Annotated in this window: 15 protein-coding genes; 9 read left to right on the forward strand and 6 right to left on the reverse strand. The window is 68.3% G+C overall.

What is annotated here, in order from left to right:
* Positions 1-29: 29 nt before the first annotated feature.
* Positions 30-608, reverse strand: coding sequence for a TetR/AcrR family transcriptional regulator (locus AB0N05_RS00110; RefSeq protein WP_364685251.1), 579 nt, complete (start codon positions 606-608; stop codon positions 30-32).
* Between the two features lie 90 nt (positions 609-698).
* Here AB0N05_RS00110 and AB0N05_RS00115 point away from each other — a divergent pair, with 90 nt between their 5' ends.
* Complete coding sequence (locus tag AB0N05_RS00115) at positions 699-1,127, forward strand: DUF4267 domain-containing protein (protein ID WP_364685254.1); 429 nt, start codon at positions 699-701, stop codon at positions 1,125-1,127.
* Positions 1,128-1,180: 53 nt separating this feature from the next.
* Positions 1,181-1,399 (forward strand): DUF4287 domain-containing protein, encoded by a 219-nt coding sequence (locus AB0N05_RS00120; RefSeq protein WP_364685256.1) that lies wholly within the window; start codon positions 1,181-1,183, stop codon positions 1,397-1,399.
* 92 nt (positions 1,400-1,491) lie between these two features.
* Here the strand turns inward: AB0N05_RS00120 and AB0N05_RS00125 are convergent, their stop codons facing one another.
* The 3 genes from AB0N05_RS00125 to rfbD are packed head-to-tail and all read right to left on the reverse strand — an operon-like array spanning position 1,492 to position 4,419.
* Positions 1,492-2,583, reverse strand: a complete 1,092-nt coding sequence (locus AB0N05_RS00125; RefSeq protein WP_364685259.1) for an NDP-sugar synthase — start codon at positions 2,581-2,583, stop codon at positions 1,492-1,494.
* Between the two features lie 22 nt (positions 2,584-2,605).
* The gene (locus tag AB0N05_RS00130; protein WP_364685261.1) at positions 2,606-3,508 is read right to left on the reverse strand and encodes a glycosyltransferase family 2 protein; all 903 of its coding nucleotides are present in this window, start codon (positions 3,506-3,508) and stop codon (positions 2,606-2,608) included.
* Between the two features lie 11 nt (positions 3,509-3,519).
* A complete protein-coding gene (gene rfbD / locus AB0N05_RS00135; RefSeq protein WP_364685264.1) occupies positions 3,520-4,419 on the reverse strand; it encodes a dTDP-4-dehydrorhamnose reductase in 900 nt (299 codons plus the stop codon).
* A 313-nt stretch (positions 4,420-4,732) separates the two neighbouring features.
* On the opposite strand from rfbD, the gene AB0N05_RS00140 reads away from it, so the two are divergent.
* The 3 genes from AB0N05_RS00140 (at position 4,733) to AB0N05_RS00150 (ending at position 8,248) form a co-directional block, all read left to right on the forward strand.
* Complete coding sequence (locus AB0N05_RS00140; RefSeq protein WP_364687382.1) at positions 4,733-6,145, forward strand: LCP family protein; 1,413 nt, start codon at positions 4,733-4,735, stop codon at positions 6,143-6,145.
* Positions 6,133-6,849 carry a TIGR03089 family protein gene (locus AB0N05_RS00145; RefSeq protein WP_364685267.1) on the forward strand — a complete coding sequence of 239 codons (717 nt, stop codon included), beginning with the start codon at positions 6,133-6,135 and terminating at the stop codon, positions 6,847-6,849. Before AB0N05_RS00140 ends, AB0N05_RS00145 begins: the two co-directional genes overlap by 13 nt.
* Positions 6,850-6,949: 100 nt before the next feature.
* On the forward strand, positions 6,950-8,248 hold the full coding sequence (locus AB0N05_RS00150) for a cytochrome P450 (protein WP_364685270.1): 1,299 nt from the start codon (positions 6,950-6,952) through the stop codon (positions 8,246-8,248).
* A 10-nt stretch (positions 8,249-8,258) separates the two neighbouring features.
* Here AB0N05_RS00150 and AB0N05_RS00155 read toward each other — a convergent pair whose 3' ends face one another.
* On the reverse strand, positions 8,259-9,821 hold the full coding sequence (locus AB0N05_RS00155) for a carboxylesterase/lipase family protein (protein WP_364685272.1): 1,563 nt from the start codon (positions 9,819-9,821) through the stop codon (positions 8,259-8,261).
* A gap of 96 nt (positions 9,822-9,917) precedes the next feature.
* Between AB0N05_RS00155 and AB0N05_RS00160 the strand changes: the two genes are divergently transcribed.
* Positions 9,918-10,139 (forward strand): zinc ribbon domain-containing protein, encoded by a 222-nt coding sequence (locus tag AB0N05_RS00160; protein WP_364685275.1) that lies wholly within the window; start codon positions 9,918-9,920, stop codon positions 10,137-10,139.
* Positions 10,140-10,141: 2 nt separating this feature from the next.
* Here AB0N05_RS00160 and AB0N05_RS00165 read toward each other — a convergent pair whose 3' ends face one another.
* On the reverse strand, positions 10,142-10,453 hold the full coding sequence (locus AB0N05_RS00165) for a SelT/SelW/SelH family protein (RefSeq protein ID WP_364685278.1): 312 nt from the start codon (positions 10,451-10,453) through the stop codon (positions 10,142-10,144).
* Positions 10,454-10,891: 438 nt separating this feature from the next.
* Between AB0N05_RS00165 and AB0N05_RS00170 the strand changes: the two genes are divergently transcribed.
* From AB0N05_RS00170 to AB0N05_RS00180, 3 genes are read left to right on the forward strand one after another with little or no spacing between them, the layout of a single operon-like run.
* Positions 10,892-13,786, forward strand: coding sequence for a DUF5691 domain-containing protein (locus AB0N05_RS00170; protein ID WP_364685281.1), 2,895 nt, complete (start codon positions 10,892-10,894; stop codon positions 13,784-13,786).
* Complete coding sequence (locus AB0N05_RS00175) at positions 13,783-14,883, forward strand: AAA family ATPase (protein ID WP_364685284.1); 1,101 nt, start codon at positions 13,783-13,785, stop codon at positions 14,881-14,883. Before AB0N05_RS00170 ends, AB0N05_RS00175 begins: the two co-directional genes overlap by 4 nt.
* On the forward strand, positions 14,880-17,261 hold the full coding sequence (locus AB0N05_RS00180) for a DUF5682 family protein (RefSeq protein ID WP_364685287.1): 2,382 nt from the start codon (positions 14,880-14,882) through the stop codon (positions 17,259-17,261). Before AB0N05_RS00175 ends, AB0N05_RS00180 begins: the two co-directional genes overlap by 4 nt.
* The last annotated feature ends 31 nt before the right edge of the window (positions 17,262-17,292 follow it).

Here is a 17,292-nt window from a genome sequence, read left to right on the forward strand (position 1 = left end):
CCACCCGGTGAACTCAGGGGCAGCGCCGATCAGGCGGGTTCGATCCATTGGGAAACCATGATTTCCAGGCGCTGGCCCCGAAAGTCGGGCCGTAGCCGACCCCCCCGGTCGAGCGTGGACAGTCCGTGCAGCGCGCTCCAGGCGACCTCGGTGAAGGTCTCGGCATCGTGCGGCGGGGCGAAGGGCGCGAAGGTCTGGAGCAGTTCGACGAAGCCGTCCTTCAGCGCTTGTGGCGCGTCGGGTCCGAATTTCAGGTCGGTGCGCAGCAGGAACATGGCGTCGTAGAGGGCGGCCTTGTCGCGGGCGAAGCGCAGGTAACCCTCGGCGACGGCGGTGAGCGCGGCCTCGGGATCGGCGGCGGATTCCCGCAGTTCCCTGATGAGCGCGGCCAGTTCGGCGAAGCCCTGTTCGGCGACGGCGGAGACGATGGCGTCCCGGCCGGCGAAGTGGCCGTAGAGCACGGGCTGGCTGTATTCGATGCGATCGGCCAGCTTGCGGATGGTCACAGCATCCCAGCCGTCGTTCTCGGCGATCTCGCGGGCGGTGTCGATGATGCGCTGATGGCGTTCGGCGCGTTCACGTTCCTTGCGGGTCTGGGTGACGGTCATGAAGAAAACTCTAGCATCGCTAGACAAACTACCCACGCATGATCTAGCGTTGTCCACATCAGTTAGCAGCGCTAGATTTTGGAGTACACAGTGAACACCTCCCGCATCGCCACCGCCCTCTCCCTCGCCGGCGCGGCCTTCATCACCTATGTCGGCTTCCGCTACCTGACCGACCCCGCGGGCATGGCCCCCAGCTTCGGCATGCCCGCCTGGCCGACCGGCGAAGCCGCCGACTTCCTGAACGCCAAGGGCGTCCGCGACGTGGTCTCCGGCCTGATCATGCTGGCGCTCCTCGCGGCCCGCCAGCGCTACGCCCTCGGCATCGTCACCCTGGTCCTGGCCCTGGTCCCGACCGGCGATATGCTCACCATCCTGCGCCACAGCGGTTCCACCGCAACCGCTTTCGGCGTCCACGGGCTCACCGCGGCACTGGTCGCGGGCACCGGACTGCTGCTCCTCCGCGAGCGCAAGACCGCCGCCGACTCCACCGCGCTTGTGAGCCCCGCCACAGCCCGATGAATATCCCCGGACGGGCCCGTCTGCACCGGTAACCACACGAACAGGAGAACCTCATGGCGACCACCAAGCCCCACGGCCCGGCCTCGTACTTCCCCAGCATCGAAGCCAAATACGGCCGCACCGTGGACGATTGGTTCGCCCTGCTCGCCGGAACCGGCATCACCGGTCAGAAGGACCTGGTGAACTGGCTCAAGTCCGTGCACGAAATGGGTCATGGCCACGCCACCGCCCTCGCCCAGTTCCACCTGAACCCCGGCAAATGGGAGCGGTAGCCCGAACGCTCGGCGCGAAATCGCCTCCCCCGCAAACGAAATCGGCCGCTCCCGAATGGGAGCGGCCGATTCGCGTTGTGCTGCTTGTTCTTCTACACGTCGGTCGAGAACCGAATGCCGCCGTCCGGGAGTTCCACACCCGGCCACACGCGCGCACCGCGTAGTAGTTCGCAACGCGCGCCGACATTCGCGCCATCGCCGATCACGGCGTCACGGATGAGCGCGCGGGGACCGATCCGCGCACCGAAGCCGACGATCGAACGTTCCACGGTGGCACCGGCTTCGACGACCGCGCCGTCGAACAGGATCGCGCCGTCGAGGCGAGCGCCCGCGCCGACCTCCGCGCCGCGGCCGACCACGGTGCCGCCGATGAGCAGTGCGCCCGGGGCGACGCCCGCACCCGCGTGGACGAGGGATTCGCCACGCTGACCCGGCAGGGCGGGCGAGGGTGCGATGCCGCGAACCAGGTCGGCCGAACCGCGCACGAAGTCCTCGGGGGTTCCCATGTCACGCCAGTAGGAGGTGTCGACATGGCCCTGGATGTGCGCGCCCTCGGCGAGCAGGGACGGGAAGACCTCGCGTTCCACCGAGACCGGGCGGCCCGAGGGGATCTTCTCGATGTATTCGCGCCGGAACACGTAGCACCCGGCATTGATCTGGTCGGTCGGCGGATCCTGGGTCTTCTCCAGGAACGCGGTGACGCGGCCATTGGCGTCGGTCGGCACACAACCGAACGCGCGCGGATCACTGACCCGCACCAGGTGCAGGGTGACGTCGGCATTGCTGGTGTGGTGGGTCTCCAGGACCCCGCCCAGATCGGTGCCGCCGAGGACATCGCCGTTGAACACCATGACGGTGTCGGCGCGCAGCTTGGGCAGCACATTGCGAATGCCGCCGCCGGTGCCGAGTGCCTGGCTCTCGGTGACGTACTCGAGCTCGAGTCCGAGCTCGGAGCCGTCGCCGAAGTGGTCTTCGAACACCTCCGCCTTATAGGAGGTGCCGAGCACGACGTGCGTGATGCCGGCGTCCGCGATGCGTGCCAGCAGGTGCTGCAGGAATGGCAGCCCGGCCGTGGGCAGCATCGGTTTGGGGGCGGACAGGGTCAGCGGACGCAGTCGGGTGCCCTGGCCTCCGACCAGGATCACCGCATCCGTGGACCCGGCAGTACTGCCGCTGTTCGCCATCTTCTCCCCTGTTGTCCGGTTGTCAGTGAGTCGCGTTCGCCTTATCGCGTTCGCGCAGCGCAGATCGAACCGCAAGCTTGCAGCGGATCGCAAGTCCAGCCTTGAGCGCGACCCGAAGCGGAGCCTGCCACCAGTGCGGATGCCGGTCGGCCTGGAAGCGGTACGCGCTCGCGTGATGAGCGGGGAGCATGGTCTCGGGATGGCGTCCCGCGGCATGACCCTTGGCGTGCGTGACCTCGGACGACGGCACGAACACATTGTGCCAGCCCGCCTTGCCCATGCGGTCACCGAAGTCGACATCTTCCATATACATGAAGTAACGGGAGTCGAAACCGTCGATGGAATCGAAGGCGGCGCGGCGCACGAGCAGGCAGGAACCGGACAGCCAGCCGACCGTGCGCTCGGAGACGGATTCATTGGCCTGCTGATAACTGCGGGTCCACGGGTTACCCGGCCAGAGGGAGCCGAGGATGGCGTGGCCCGCGCCGTCGAGCAGGCCGGGCACCGAGCGGGCGGACGGGTAACGGCTGCCGTCCGGCTCCAGGACCATCGGGCCGAGCGCGCCCGCGCGCGGCCAGCGCTGGGCGGCGGCGAGGAGTTCGTCGATCGAATCGGTACCCCAGCGGATATCCGGATTGACGATGACGATGAATTCGATGTCCGGATCGATCTCCGCCACCGCGCGATTGATGGCGCCGCCGTAGCCGATATTGCCGCCCGTGCGCAGCAGTCGCACATGGGAATTGGCTTCGGCGATCATTTCCGGCACGCCGTCCACCGAACCATTGTCGGCAAGGATGACCTGCGGCTTCTCGCCCGTCGCGGTGGCTAGGGTGTCGATGAAGTGTTGCAGGTGCGCACCGGGCGAATAGGTCACCGTGACGACGGCCAGGGTCGGCCGTCCTGCTGAATCCGAGGGGCTCACGGGCGGTCAGCCTAGTCGGAGATGGTGGACAGTGCGTCCTTCAGCGCCGCCCTCCAGTCGCGCAGCGGGGTGAGCCCGGCGGACGTCCAGGCCGCGTTGGACAGCACCGAATATGCCGGGCGCGGAGCGGGTCTCGGGAAATCGGCGGTGGTGCAGGGATGCACGCGGTCCGGATCCGCGCCGATTCCGGCGAAGACGGCGCGGGCGAGGTCGAACCAACTGGCCTCTCCGCTATTGGTGGCGTGCAGGATTCGCGCGATGGGCGGCTGCGCCGGTTGCGGCGCGAGCAGCCGTCCCGCGAGTTCGAGCAGCCCGGCGGCCAGGTCGGGGGCGTAGGTGGGCGAACCGACCTGGTCGGCAACGACATTCACGGTGTCGCGTTCGCGTTCGAGCCGCCGCATGGTGGCGACGAAATCCGTGCCCTGCCCGGTGTAAACCCAGGCGGTGCGGACGATGTGCGCGTCCGGCGAGAGTTCCAGGACCGCTTGCTCCCCGGCCAGTTTCGAGCGGCCGTAGACGGTGGCGGGACCGGTCGGATCGCCAGGTTCGTATGGTTGCTGGGCATTGCCTGGAAATACGTAGTCGGTGGAGACGGTGATCAGCCGCGCGCCGACCTCGGCGCAGACCTCGGCCAGCACGGCCGGACCGGTGGCATTCACCGCGAACGCCGCGTCCACCTCGGTTTCGGCCTGGTCCACGGCGGTGTACGCGGCGCAATTGAGCAGCACGTCACCCGGATTCAGCACCCGGCGGACCGCGTCGGCGTCGGTGATGTCGAGGTCGGCGCGGCCGAACCCCCGGGCACCCGGCGAAAGCCGCAGCAGGGCGCGGCCGAGTTGACCCCGGGCCCCGGTCACCACGAGTCGCGCGGTGAGTGATTCGGTGACCGCGGTCAGGGAGGCAGAAGTCACGGCGGTCAGTCTGACACGGCCGACCGGCATTGCGCACACCCGGTTCCACCTGCGGGAATCCCACTGTGGGCGGCGAATGGTGAGCACGCCGGGCACGACTCACGGAGCGTCGGCTACGGCCGGATTCCGGACCTCACGTCTAGCCTGCAGGTGGGGGAATTCCATCGACTTCATTTCGTCGCCGAAGTGCGGTCGGCCGAGCACGGGAAAGGATTTGGCGTTGCCGGAGAGCACGAGGGCATCCGCGCCGCTACCGTCGCGCCGCCCCGCGGCGCGCACTTCGCCCCGGCCACGCCGGAATCCGCTCAAGGCACTGGCGGGCGTCGTCGCGGCCTTGGTGCTGGTGGTGACCGGGCTCGGCTGGCACAGCGTGGACGAACTGGTGTCGAGCATCGAACGGATCGGCAATCTCGGCCTGGGTGGGGGCACCGACGGCGCGGTCGACATTCTCATGGTCGGCATCGACAGCCGCACCGACGCGCACGGCAATCCGCTCAGCGAGGATGAGCGGGCCATGCTGCACGCCGGTGACGAGGTCGGCCTCAATACCGACACCATCGTGCTCATCCGCGTCCCGAACGACGGCAGTTCGGCCACCGCCATCTCCATTCCGCGCGACTCCTATGTGGACATTCCGGGCCTGGGCAAGGGCAAGATCAATTCGGCGTACGGCGTGACCAAGTCCACCGAACAGCAGAAGCTGCTCGACAAGGGCGTCAGCGCGGCCGAAGCGGACAAGAAGTCCACGCAGGCCGGACGGCAGGCGCTGATCAAATCGGTCGCCAACCTGACCGGCATCACCGTGGATCATTACGCCGAGGTCGGCCTGCTCGGATTCGTGCTGCTCACCGATGCCGTCGGCGGTGTCGAGGTCTGCCTCAACAATGCCGTGTACGAACCCATGTCGGGCGCGGACTTCCCGGCGGGCCGCCAGAAGCTGAACGGCGCGGAGGCTTTGAGCTTCGTGCGCCAGCGCCACGATCTGCCGCGCGGCGACCTGGATCGCATCGTGCGCCAGCAGGTGTACATGGCGCAGCTGGTGCATCAGGTGCTCAGCGCCAAGACCCTCACCAGTCCGACGCGGCTGAAGAATCTCAGCGATGCGGTGGGCCGAACCGTGGTGCTCGACGACGACTGGGACGTCCTGAAGTTCATGAACCAATTGCAGGATTTGTCCGGCGGGCAGGTGAAGTTCGAGACCATTCCGGTGAAGGATCTCAACGGCTGGACCGATAACGGCGAATCGGTCGTCATCGTGGATCCGGTCGCGGTGCAGAAATATGTCGCCAAGATGGTCGGCGACGACGACGCGCACGAGGAGACCGGCGGCGTAGACCCGTCCACGGTGACCGTCGATGTCTACAACGCCAGCGGCACCGGCGGCCTTGCCGGGCAGGCGGCACAGGTGCTGGCGGGCAAGGGTTTCCGCACCGGCACGGTGGACAACTGGATCGGCGGGCCGGTGCAGTCCAGCCGGGTGCTGGCCGCCTCCAGCGGCGACCCGAAGGCGCGCGCGGTGGCCAAGGCCCTGGGCGGTATACCGGTCCTGTCCGAGGCGGGCCTGCCCGAGGGGGCGGTCCGCGTGGTGCTGGCGAGTGACTACTCTGGTCCCGGTTCGGCGGTGAGCACCGGCACGTTCGACTTGGGAACTTCGACCACGGCAACCCCCGTGCCGCCCGCCGCACCCATCGATGCCGGCCAGAACGGACCGAAATGCGTGAACTGAACGAGACCCTCACCGACGCGGTACTCGACCCCATCCTCGCCCGCGACCCCGCGGGGCCGCGCATCACCCATTACGACGACGCCACCGGCGCGCGGATCGAACTATCCGCGCTGACGCTGGCGAACTGGGCGGCCAAGACCGCCAATATGATTCGCGACGAATTCGGTCTCTCCCCCGGCTGCCGGGTGGCGGTGCTGCTGCCCGCGCACTGGCAGACCGCGGCCGTACTGCTGGGCTGCTGGTGGGCGGGCGCGGAGGTGGTGCTGCACGCCGATCCGGACGCCGAACTGGCAATGGTCACCGCCGAGCGGATCGACGAGGCGGGCGATATCGCGGAGATCGCGGCGCTCTCGATGGACCCCATGGGGATGCCGGTGAAGAACCTGCCGATCGGCGTGACCGATTACGCGACGGCGGTGCGGGTGCACGGCGATCAGTTCCGGCCCGGCGGGGTCGGGTGCGCCTTGGACGGTATGTCGGTGTCGGAGGTGCTCGAGGAGGCGCGGAAGTCGGCTGCGCGCCAGGGCTTCACGGCCGAGGATCGCGTGCTGTCGAGTACGTCGTGGGAAACCCCGGCCGAATTGATCGACGGTTTCGTCGCGGTTTTCGCGGCCGGAGCGTCATTGGTGCAGGTCACGAACCCGGATCCGGCCGTGCGCGAACGCCGGATCGGCACCGAGCGGGTGACCGCGCAGCGCTCCTGAGTCCTACCTCGGTAGGAGTTCTGATTCCCTCCGCGGGATGTTCTGCGCAGGTGCGGATTTCCGTACCGTGGAAATCATCCGAGGACGAGGGAGTCGAACGATGATGAGCCCGCGATACTGGCTGCGCTGGATGGTCGAGCACGGCACGGCGCGATACGGATTGCGGTGGCAGGCCCGGCGCGGCGAAGCGTTCGGGCAGCTGTACGGCTCCAAGGCGGCCGTGGACGACCCGCTCCCCTACATCGAGGAACTGCGCGGGCGCGGATCGCTGGTGCGGACCTCGTTCAGCTACGCCACGGTTGATTACGAGATGAGCCGGAATATTCTGCGCGACAATCGATTCGGCGTCTTCGGCCCCGACGGCTTCGAAATGCCGGACTGGCTGCGGGCGCGGATCAAGACCGCAGTCGTTCCCCCGAATCCGATGGATCCGCCGTCCATGCTCCTGCTCGATCAGCCGGACCACACCCGGCTGCGCAAGTCGGTGTCGGCGGCCTTCACCCCGCGCGCCATCGGGCGGCTGCGCGACCGGGTGGAATCGGTGACGGCCGAACTGATCGACGCGCTGCCCGCGGACGGCTCCGCCGATCTGATCGCGCAGTACGCCGCGCAGATCCCGATCGCCATCATCTCCGAAATGCTGGGATTCCCCGACAAGTCCCGCAATGAATTCCTGGAGTGGGGCGATGCGGCGAGCCCACTGCTGGACTTCGGGATCTCCTGGCGGGAATGGCGGACCGCAATGCTCGCCATCGTGGGGATGGACGGCTATCTGGATCAGCACATCGCGCAATTGCGGCGGACGCCCGGGGAGGACATCCTCAGCAGCCTGGTCGCGGCCGGTGATCTCGACGACCTGGAATTGAAGGCGACCGCGAGCCTGCTCATGGGCGCGGGATTCGAGACCACCGTCAACCTCATCGGCAATGGCATCGTGCAGTTGCTCGCACACCCGGAGCAGCTGGCGCGGCTGCGGGAGGATCCGGAGCTGTGGCCGGGGGCCGTGGAAGAGGTGTTGCGCTTCGATCCGCCCGTACAGACGACCGCGCGAATGGCATTGTGCGATCTGGAGATCGACGGGATACAGATGCACAAGGGCAATGCGGTGGTGATGTCACTGACGGGAGCCAATCGGGATCCGCGAAAGTTCGAGGACCCCAACCGATTCGATATCACGCGCGCGAATTCCCGAGAGCAGCTGACGTTTTCGAGCGGCATCCACACGTGCCTGGGCGCGAGCCTGGCGCGCATGGAGGGGGCGTACGCGCTGCGGGCGCTATTCGAGCATTTCCCGGACCTGAGCCTGGCCGGGAAGCCCGAGCGCCGCCCCCTCAATACGCTGCACGGCTACTCGCGCATGCCCGCGAATCTCGGACACCGCGCGCACGCGCCGGTCTAGCAGCCGCGATCTAGAAGAAGCCGACGACCTGGTCACCCCAGACCGAATTGCGGTCACGGTCCGGGTCGTCGAGCACGCGGTCCACGGCATCGATGACCAGGGTGGTGCGCTTGCCCGCCCAGTACGGCGGCCAATGCTTGGACCCGTCCAGCGCGGCGGGCACGCTGTGCCCGGCGAAGGCCACCCAGCGGCGCATGATGCGGCCCGAAATCTCCTGTGCGGCCTTGCGCCCGCCCAGCCAGAAGGTCGGGTCGTGATCGAAGGAGCCGAAAGTGCCGAAGACATAAGGCAATTCGGTGGCGTGCCCCGCGCCGACCCGGGCCGCCTTCAGCATCGGCGTGGCATGGTCGAAGCGGTACATCCAGGTGGGTGAATGCGCGGAGTGCGCGGACGCCACCCAGTGCGCGGGCATGCGGAAGGCGGCATCGGTGGACATGTCGAGCGCGGCCCGCGGGGTGCTGATATTGCCGTAGGCCGAGGCGATTTCGGCGATCCGCTCGGGCGACATCCCCGGATGCTGCCCGGACACCTCGCGCAGCATGGCGTTCACCGCGTCCGGGGTGACCGGCATGATGGGCGAGCGGAATACCCGGAACAGTGACGCCTCATCCTTGTTCGTCCCGATGATCAAGGGGATGTGGTGCGAAAGGCCTTGCTGGAAGCGCTCACTCGGGTAGGCGGGCAGCAGATCGCCGTCCACCACGGGCGCGGCGGCCAGGCGGCCCGGCTCGCGGGAGGGCACCTCGTCGAGCAGGATCCCGGCGGCGGCCACCATGCGTTCGATGGGCATATCCAGGAGTTCCTCGGCGCGTTCGCGCGGCAGTTCCAGGATCTCCAGGTAGCGATCGGCGACGACCGCGGCCCGCTCCTGCCCGAAAACCGTGGTGGCGGGCGGGGATTGGGCGATCGCGCGATGGAACAGGCCCTCGGTGCGCGGCGAGGTCATGAGCGCGGTCACGCAACCCGCGCCGGAGGATTCGCCGAAGAGGGTGACATTGTCCGGGTCGCCGCCGAAGGCCGCGATATTGTCGCGCACCCATTCCAGGGCGGCGATCTGATCGTGCAGGCCCAGGTTCGGGGTGAACTCCGCGCCGAGCGAGGACAGGTCCAGGAAGCCGAGCGCGCCGAGCCGGTAGTTCACGCTCACCACGATGAGATTGCCGGTCTCGGCCAGCCTGCGCCCGTCGTAGATGGCCTGCGCCGCGGTACCCAAGCAGAACGCGCCGCCGTGCAGCCACACCATGACCGGGCGGGGTTCCTCGGAGGAGGTGACCGGGGCCCACACATTCAGCCAGAGACAGTCGTCGCCCACCTGCAGCCCGGAGTCCACCGGCACGAATCCCGCACTCTGCGGCGCGACGTCCCCGAATTCGAGGCAGTCCCGCACCCCGTCCCAGGGTTCGGCCGGTTGCGGCCTGCGAAACCGGTTCTTACCGCCCGCCGAGGCGGCGTACGGTATGCCGCGCCATACCCCGATCGCCCCCTCGCGACGGCCACGGACGTCGCCATACCCGGTGCGAACGACCGGTGCGGCGGCTTCATCCGGCAGCGTGTCGAAGACTCGAGTGCTCATACCCAGACCTCCTCGTACTCCGTAAATCGAGAGTACTGGGTGCACTGCTACCGGTAGCGCGAGCGTGACCAGCGTGCCGTCGTCTACCCTGAGCCGGTGCCGAGCTATGCGTACCGGTGCCGCAGCTGCGGTGACACCTTCGAAATGAACCGTCCGATGGCCGAGGCGTCCGCGCCCGCCGCGTGTCCCGCCGGGCATGACGACACGGTGAAACTGCTCACGACGTTCGGGACGGTGACCCGCGGCGGTGGTGGCGGCGCACCGACGCCGCCCGCACCCTCGGGTGGCGGATGCTGCGGCGGCGGACGCTGCGGCTGACTTCAGTCGGACGGGACGGCGGTGGCCTGATTGCCCTCGGCGTCCTTCTTATCCGTATGGCCGAGTGAGCGATCCGGGGCGACACGGTCGCGCACCCGCTGCTTGAGAATCGCGATATCCGGAAACCCGCCATCGTTCTTGCGGTCCCAGATCTGTTCGGCATCGACCGATATGCGGAAGACACCGCCCTCGCCGGGAACGAGCGCCACCTCCGAAAGATCGGTGGCGAAGGTGGTCAGCAACTCCTGAGCCATCCAGCTCGCACGAAGCAGCCAGCGGCACTGCGTGCAGTATTCGATCGCGACGCGGGGCATGAGCGCACCCTACCCGCGGGCGCGGAACGTCACATGAACAGCCCGAACAGGCTGAGCACATTGCTCGCCAGGCCGAGGGTGTTGGAGGCGATGGCTGAGCCCAAGCTCATGATGCTCAAGGCGGTCCAGGGATTCACGGCCAGCTCCTTCGATCGCAAGATACCCGGGCTTCGACTAGCTCAAGGGTAACTCCGTGTATGCCGCCTGATTGCCGAAATCGGTTCCATACAGCCATTTTCAGACCGAGCGGCCTTGTTTCACATAGGTATGCGGTGAACGTGTCGGACCCTGCCGATAGGCTCCGAATCAACCGAAACAGGCCGCGATCGAACACCCTTCACTGGCTCAGATGTTTTGAGCGCCAAGTGAATTCGCTCCCATCCCACCGAACCTACTCGGGAGCGAAACAATGATCCGGTCAACTGAGGAAGGGGGACGATGACCACCGCTTGGACCGCCGATCAAGTCGCCGCGATGGCACCCGATGCCGCATCCCTGTCCGCCGCTCGCAAGCTGCGCGGGAAGTGGAGTGGCACCGGACAACACGACACCGCGGTGTGGGGACTGTGCCAGGGCAGCGGGAGCCGTCCGTATCAGGCCATTGTCGACGTGTCGGGGCCCGCGTATAAGTGCACCTGCCCGAGTCGCAAGTTTCCGTGCAAGCACACGCTGTCACTGTTGCTGGCCTGGGCTGATGGGGATATTCCGAACGCCGATGCGGTCGCCGATTTCGCCGCTGATTGGCTGGGCGGACGCTCGGCCCGGGCCGCGAAGAAGGCCGCGCCCGCGGCGACCTCATCGCGTACTTCGAGCGCCACCGCCGATAAGCGCCGCGCCCTTGTCGGCGCGGGCCTCGCCGATCTGGATACCTGGCTCACCGACCAGGTTCGTACCGGGCTCGCACAGGCCGACCGGTCGATGAGCGCCTTCGAGTCGGTTGCCGCCCGCATGGTCGACGCCAAGGCCCCCGGGGTGGCCGCCGCGCTGCGCCAATTGCCGCGCCTGGCAACGGGCTCCGAATGGCCGCAGCTACTGCTCCGCGAATACGCCCGGCTGCATCTGCTGGCCGCCGCGCACCGTCGTCTCGATGAGCTCTCCCCCGCCCTGCGTTCCTCGGTGCGTACCCATATCGGCTACACCACCACCGCCGAATCCGTCCGCGCCGAGACTCCCGTCCGGGACCGCTGGCAGGTCCTCGGCATGAGCACCTCGGTCCAGGACGGCATCTACACCCGCCGGGTCTGGCTGCGCGGCCGCGAAACCGGCCGCTGGGCACTGCTCCTCGACCACAGCCGCAATAGCCCCTCCTTCCCGCCGGACACCCCCGCCCCCGGTCTCCTCGTGGATGCCGACCTGCACTTCTACCCGAGCGCCACACCTCTTCGCGCGATCTGGGGCGAACGCCACGGCACCCCGGAACCCTTCACCACGCTCCCGCTGACCGGTGGCGCGGAATCTCTTCGGGCGGGCAGCATCGCGGCCGGGTTGCATGACCACGCGCAGGCACTCGGGGCTGATCCGTTCTTGCGGGCTTGGCCGATCCTGCTGGCCGAGGTGACGCCGGTGCGCGGCGAAAACGGCTGGCATGTAGTGGAATCGGAGGGGGATGCCCTGCCGGTTTCGGTGGCCGAGGGCGAGCCCTGGCGGCTGTTGGGACTGTCGGGTGGATATCCGGTGACTCTCATCGGTGAATGGACCGTGGACGGACTGGTGCCGGTGGCCGCGTTCGCCGACGGGATGATGGTGGATGTCGCTGCGGCAGAGTCCGATCCGGCATCCGTGCTGAGCGGGACGGGTGATACCGGACCGGGGAGCGCCGAATTCGTGTCGGCGGCACTGGTCGGGACGGCACGGCAGCAGGCGGAACGAGTCGGGCTGGCCGGGCCGGTCGACAAACTCGCCCAGCAGTTGACCGGGGATCCGGCGGCCACGCTGCTCGAATCCGTTGCACTACAGAGCTGTTTCATGCGGGGCGGGGCAGTTGCCACCACGCTGGAGGAGCGGACGGCGGTGGCCGAGGACGATGCGCGACCGCTCTTGCCGCAGGCGGCCGCCGCGCGACTGGCGGGCCTGCTGGCGGACAATTCCCCCTTCCTCGAAGAATGGTTCGCGGCGGTGGGGCCACTGGATTTCCGGGCTCCGGATGCCTTGTGCAGCGCACTACTGGAACGGGCGAAATCGCTTGCGCCATACCGAGAATCGCTGCTGCGGCTGGCCGGGGCGCGAGGCCGGTGGCTGGCCACGCAGCATCCCGGCTGGCGGTCGCTGGTGCGAACCACCGCGAAGGACGACAGCGTGTGGACGCACGGCCGGGCCGCCGAGCGGCGGATGTGGCTGGCGCAGTTGCGAAGTCGCGATCCGCAGGCCGCACTGGCGGCACTGTCCGGATCCTGGGGCAAGGAGTCCGGGCCGGGCAAGGGCGAACTGCTGGCATTGCTGGGCAATGGGCTTTCCAGCGCGGATGAGGCCCTGCTCGAAACGGCGCTGGACGATCGGCGGGCCGAAGTGCGCCGGTTGGCGGCGGATCTGCTCGGCCGACTGCCGGATTCGGCCTTCGCGCAACGCATGGCGGAACGGGCCAGCGCCTGGATCGCCTTCGGCCGGGCTCTGACGCGTCCGCAGCTCACCACCACCGGGCCGGGCGTGCTCGACGATGCCGCCCGCCGCGATGGGGTCGGTGATTCCTACGGATACACCGCCTACCGGGCCGATGGCGCACCCGACCTGGCGGCCGAATGGCTGCACCGGGTGGTCGCCGCGACACCGCTGAAGCATTGGGAGCGGGTGCTCGGGTCGCCGGAACAGGCGGTGCGCGTGTCCATGACCGAGGGAGTCCGCGGACCCATGTTCGCGGGCTGGTCGGATGCGGCACTGGCACAGGGGGATTCGGCCTGGGCGCGGGCGCTGTTCGGTGCCTATGCCGCGGCCGAGGCCGGAGAGTCCGATAGCGAGAAGCTGCGCGAACTGTTCGCCCTGCAACCCCTGGATGACCAGGTGAAGCATTTGCGCTCACTGGATTCCAGTTGGCTCGCCGAGCTCGAACCGCTGCTGCGCGCCATGCCCAATCCCTGGCCGGGACCGGTGGCCGAGCATGTGCTGCGCCTACTGCTGGAGCGCGCGGAGCTCTGCGCCAATCGGCCGGGCGCGCCGAGCCTGCTGCCCGGCTCCTACCGGTCGCTGTTCCGCGCGGCCTCCGCGCACTTCCCCGTGACCATCGCCCCGATGGTCAGCACGATCGCCCGCAAATGCGCGGATCCCTACTGGGAGCAGGACTTCGACCAGCTCGCCCATGACCTTATTCAACGCAAGACGATGCTCGAGGAGTTGCAGTGACCATCACCGAGGAGCGGGACGCCCTGCTGCGCCCGCACGCCGAACAGGCCTTCGCCCACGAACTGACCGCCCTGGCGGCCGCCGATGATCGACCGCGCCCGCCGTCGTGGCGGATGTCGCCGTGGGCGGTCGTGACCTACCTGCTGGGCGGCACGCTCGCCGACGGCACCGTGATCACCCCGAAGTATGTCGGCCCGCGCAGGCTCATGGAGGTCGCGGTTTCCACCCTCGCCACCGACCGTGCGCTACTGCTCATCGGCGTGCCCGGCACCGCGAAAACCTGGGTGTCCGAACATCTCGCGGCCGCCGTGTCCGGGCAGTCCACGCTTTTGGTGCAGGGCACCTCCGGCACGGCGGAGGAAGCCATTCGCTACGGCTGGAACTACGCCCGGCTGCTCGCGGAGGGTCCGAGCGAGGCCGCGCTGGTGGCTTCGCCGATCATGACCGCCATGCGGGCGGGTTCCATCGCCCGCCTCGAAGAGCTCACCCGCATCCCCTCGGATGTGCAGGACGCGCTGATCACCGTGCTGTCGGAGAAGACGCTGCCGGTGCCGGAGCTGGGCACGGAGGTGCAGGCGGCCAAGGGCTTCAATCTGATCGCCACCGCCAATGATCGCGACCGCGGCGTCAATGAGCTTTCCTCCGCGCTGCGCCGCCGCTTCAATACCGTGGTGCTGCCGCTGCCCGCGGGCGAGGACGAGGAGGTCGCGATCGTGACCCGCCGCGTCGAACAGCTCGGGCGCGCACTGGAATTGCCCGCCGTGCCCGCCGCCGCGGAGGAGGTGCGTCGCGTGGTCCGGGTGTTCCGCGAACTCCGCTCCGGCATGACCGCGGACGGCCGAACCAAGCTGAAGTCGCCGTCCGGCACGCTGTCCACCGCCGAGGCCATCTCGGTGATCACCAATGGCCTGGCCCTGTCCGCGCACTTCGGCGACGGCGTGCTGCGCGCCTCCGATATCGCGGGCGCGGTACTCGGCGCGATCATCAAGGATCCGGTCGCTGACTCCGTGGTGTGGACCGAATACCTGGAAGCCGTTGTGCGCCAGCGTCCGGACTGGGCAGACTTCTACCGTGCCTGCCGTGAGGTGAATGGATGAGCGCCCCGACCGTCGCCCGTCCGGCGGGCGAGCCGAGCGCTTCGGGGCAACCGGAGACCCGGGTATTCGGAATTCGCCATCACGGGCCGGGTTCCGCGCGATCGCTCCGGCTGGCCCTGGAGCGGTTTCGTCCCGACGCGATCCTGATCGAAGGCCCCGCCGACGCGGATCCGCTCATCGGTTTCGTCGCCGCCGACGGCATGGAACCACCGGTGGCCCTGCTCGGCTACCATCCCGACGCGCCCGCCAAGGCCGCCCTGTGGCCGTTCGCCCTCTTTTCCCCCGAATGGCAGGCGCTGACCTACGCGGCGGAAAACGCTGTGCACGTGGCCTTCTGCGATCTGCCCGCCGCCACCACCCTGGCCATGGAGAACGAACCCGGCGACAACACCGACCCGCTCGGGCTGCTCGCCGCCGCCGGAGGGTACGACGATGCCGAACGCTGGTGGGATGCGATTGTCGAATCCGCTTCGGACGCCGACATTTTCGCCGCTGTGAACGAGGCGATGGCCGCGCTGCGGGAGCACGCCGAGCATCCTGATGACGAGGCCACCGATAGCGAAGCAGCCGCTCCCGACGGTGCGGATGCCGATACCACTGCGGCCGAGGGTGATTCGGGTGCGGCGTCCAACGATCCGTCGATGCCCACGGACCCGGCGGTGGATGTTGAGCTCGAGCGGCAGCGGATCGTGGTCGATGCGCACACGCTGCGGCGTGAGGCATACATGCGGCTCGTCATGCGAAAGACATTGAAGGATGGGGCGCAACGGCTTGCGGTGGTGTGCGGGGCATGGCACGCGCCCGCGCTGGAGGGGAAGCTCGGGCCCGCTACGGCGGATGCGCGGCTGGTGAAGGGACTGCCCAAGGGGAAGGCGACGCTGACCTGGGTGCCGTGGACGCATTCGCGCTTGGCCAGTTCGTCGGGCTATGGCGCGGGCATCACCTCGCCCGGCTGGTATCACCATCTCTTCACTCAGACCGAGCAGCCGATCGCCCGCTGGCTCACCAAGGTGGCGGGCACGCTGCGCACGCATGATCTGCCGGTGTCGAGCGCGCACATTATCGAATCCGTGCGGCTGGCAGAGACTCTCGCGACCCTGCGTGAGCGTCCACTGGCCGGGCTGTCGGAGGTCACCGAGGCGACCCGGGCGGTGCTGTGCGACGGTGATGAAACCATGCTGCGGCTGGTCAGCACCGAATTGGTGGTCGGCGAGGCACTGGGCGCAGTCCCGGATGGCACGCCGACGGTGCCGCTGGAAGCCGACCTGCGAGCGCAACTGAAAACCCTACGCATGAAGCTGGAAGCCCTGGAACGCACGGTCGACCTGGACCTGCGCACCGAACGCGACCAAGCGAAATCCCGCCTGCTGCACCGGCTTCGGCTGCTCGGCGTGGGCTGGGGCCGACAGGCCGACAGCCAGGTCCGCAATACCGGCACCTTCCGGGAGACCTGGAAGTTGCAGTGGCGGCCCGAACTCGCCATCTCGGTGGTGGAGGCCGCGCGTTGGGGCACCACCCTGCGCACGGCGGCCGAGGCCAAGATCCTCGATACGGCCACCAATCCCGACGCGACGGTGGGAGTTGTTGCGGCAGCATTGGAATCGGCCCTGCTCGCCGATCTGGGCGGGGCCACCGAGGGGCTGATCACGCGCCTGGAATCCGTCGCCGCCCTCGATCACGACGTCACCCACCTGCTGGCGGCGATCCCGGGTCTGCTGCGCACCCTCCGCTACGGCGATGTGCGCGGCACCGACACCGCGGCCCTCACCCGGGTGGCCGACAGCCTCCTGGTCCGCAGCTGCGCCGGACTCCCCAGCGCCGTGACCGGGCTGGACGCCGACGCCGCCACCGAACTGCGCAGCCTCATCGACGCTGTGCACCTAGCCCTTTCGGCCCGCAATGACGAGTGGGCCACCACCACCTGGCTCACCACCCTGCGCACCCTGGCCGACCGCGACGATATCCACGGCGGTCTGGTGGGCCGGGCCGTTCGCCTCCTCTGCGATGCCGAACTCATCGACTCGAACGAATCCGCCCGGCGGCTTTCCGCTGCCCTCTCGGTGGGCCGCGCCGCCGCCGACAAGGCCGCCTGGATCGACGGCTTCCTCGGCGGCCGCGGCCTCCTACTGGTCCACGATCGAAACCTGCTGAGCCTCATAGACACCTGGCTCCGCGAATTGGACGAACCACAATTCGTGGCCACCCTCCCCCTGCTCCGGCGCACCTTCGGCGCGTTCGATTCGGGTGAGCGCCAAGCCATCGCCCAAGCCGTACGCCACGGCGCACCAACGACTTCGGCACCCACCACCACCGACTACGACACCGATCGCGGCGCTCTCGCTCTACAGGCCGCCGCCGAAATCCTCGGAGTGGCCTGATGATCACCCCACGCAACCCACATCCAGCAGT

Source organism: Nocardia sp. NPDC051030, from assembly GCF_040683015.1.
Taxonomy (GTDB): Bacteria; Actinomycetota; Actinomycetes; order Mycobacteriales; family Mycobacteriaceae; genus Nocardia.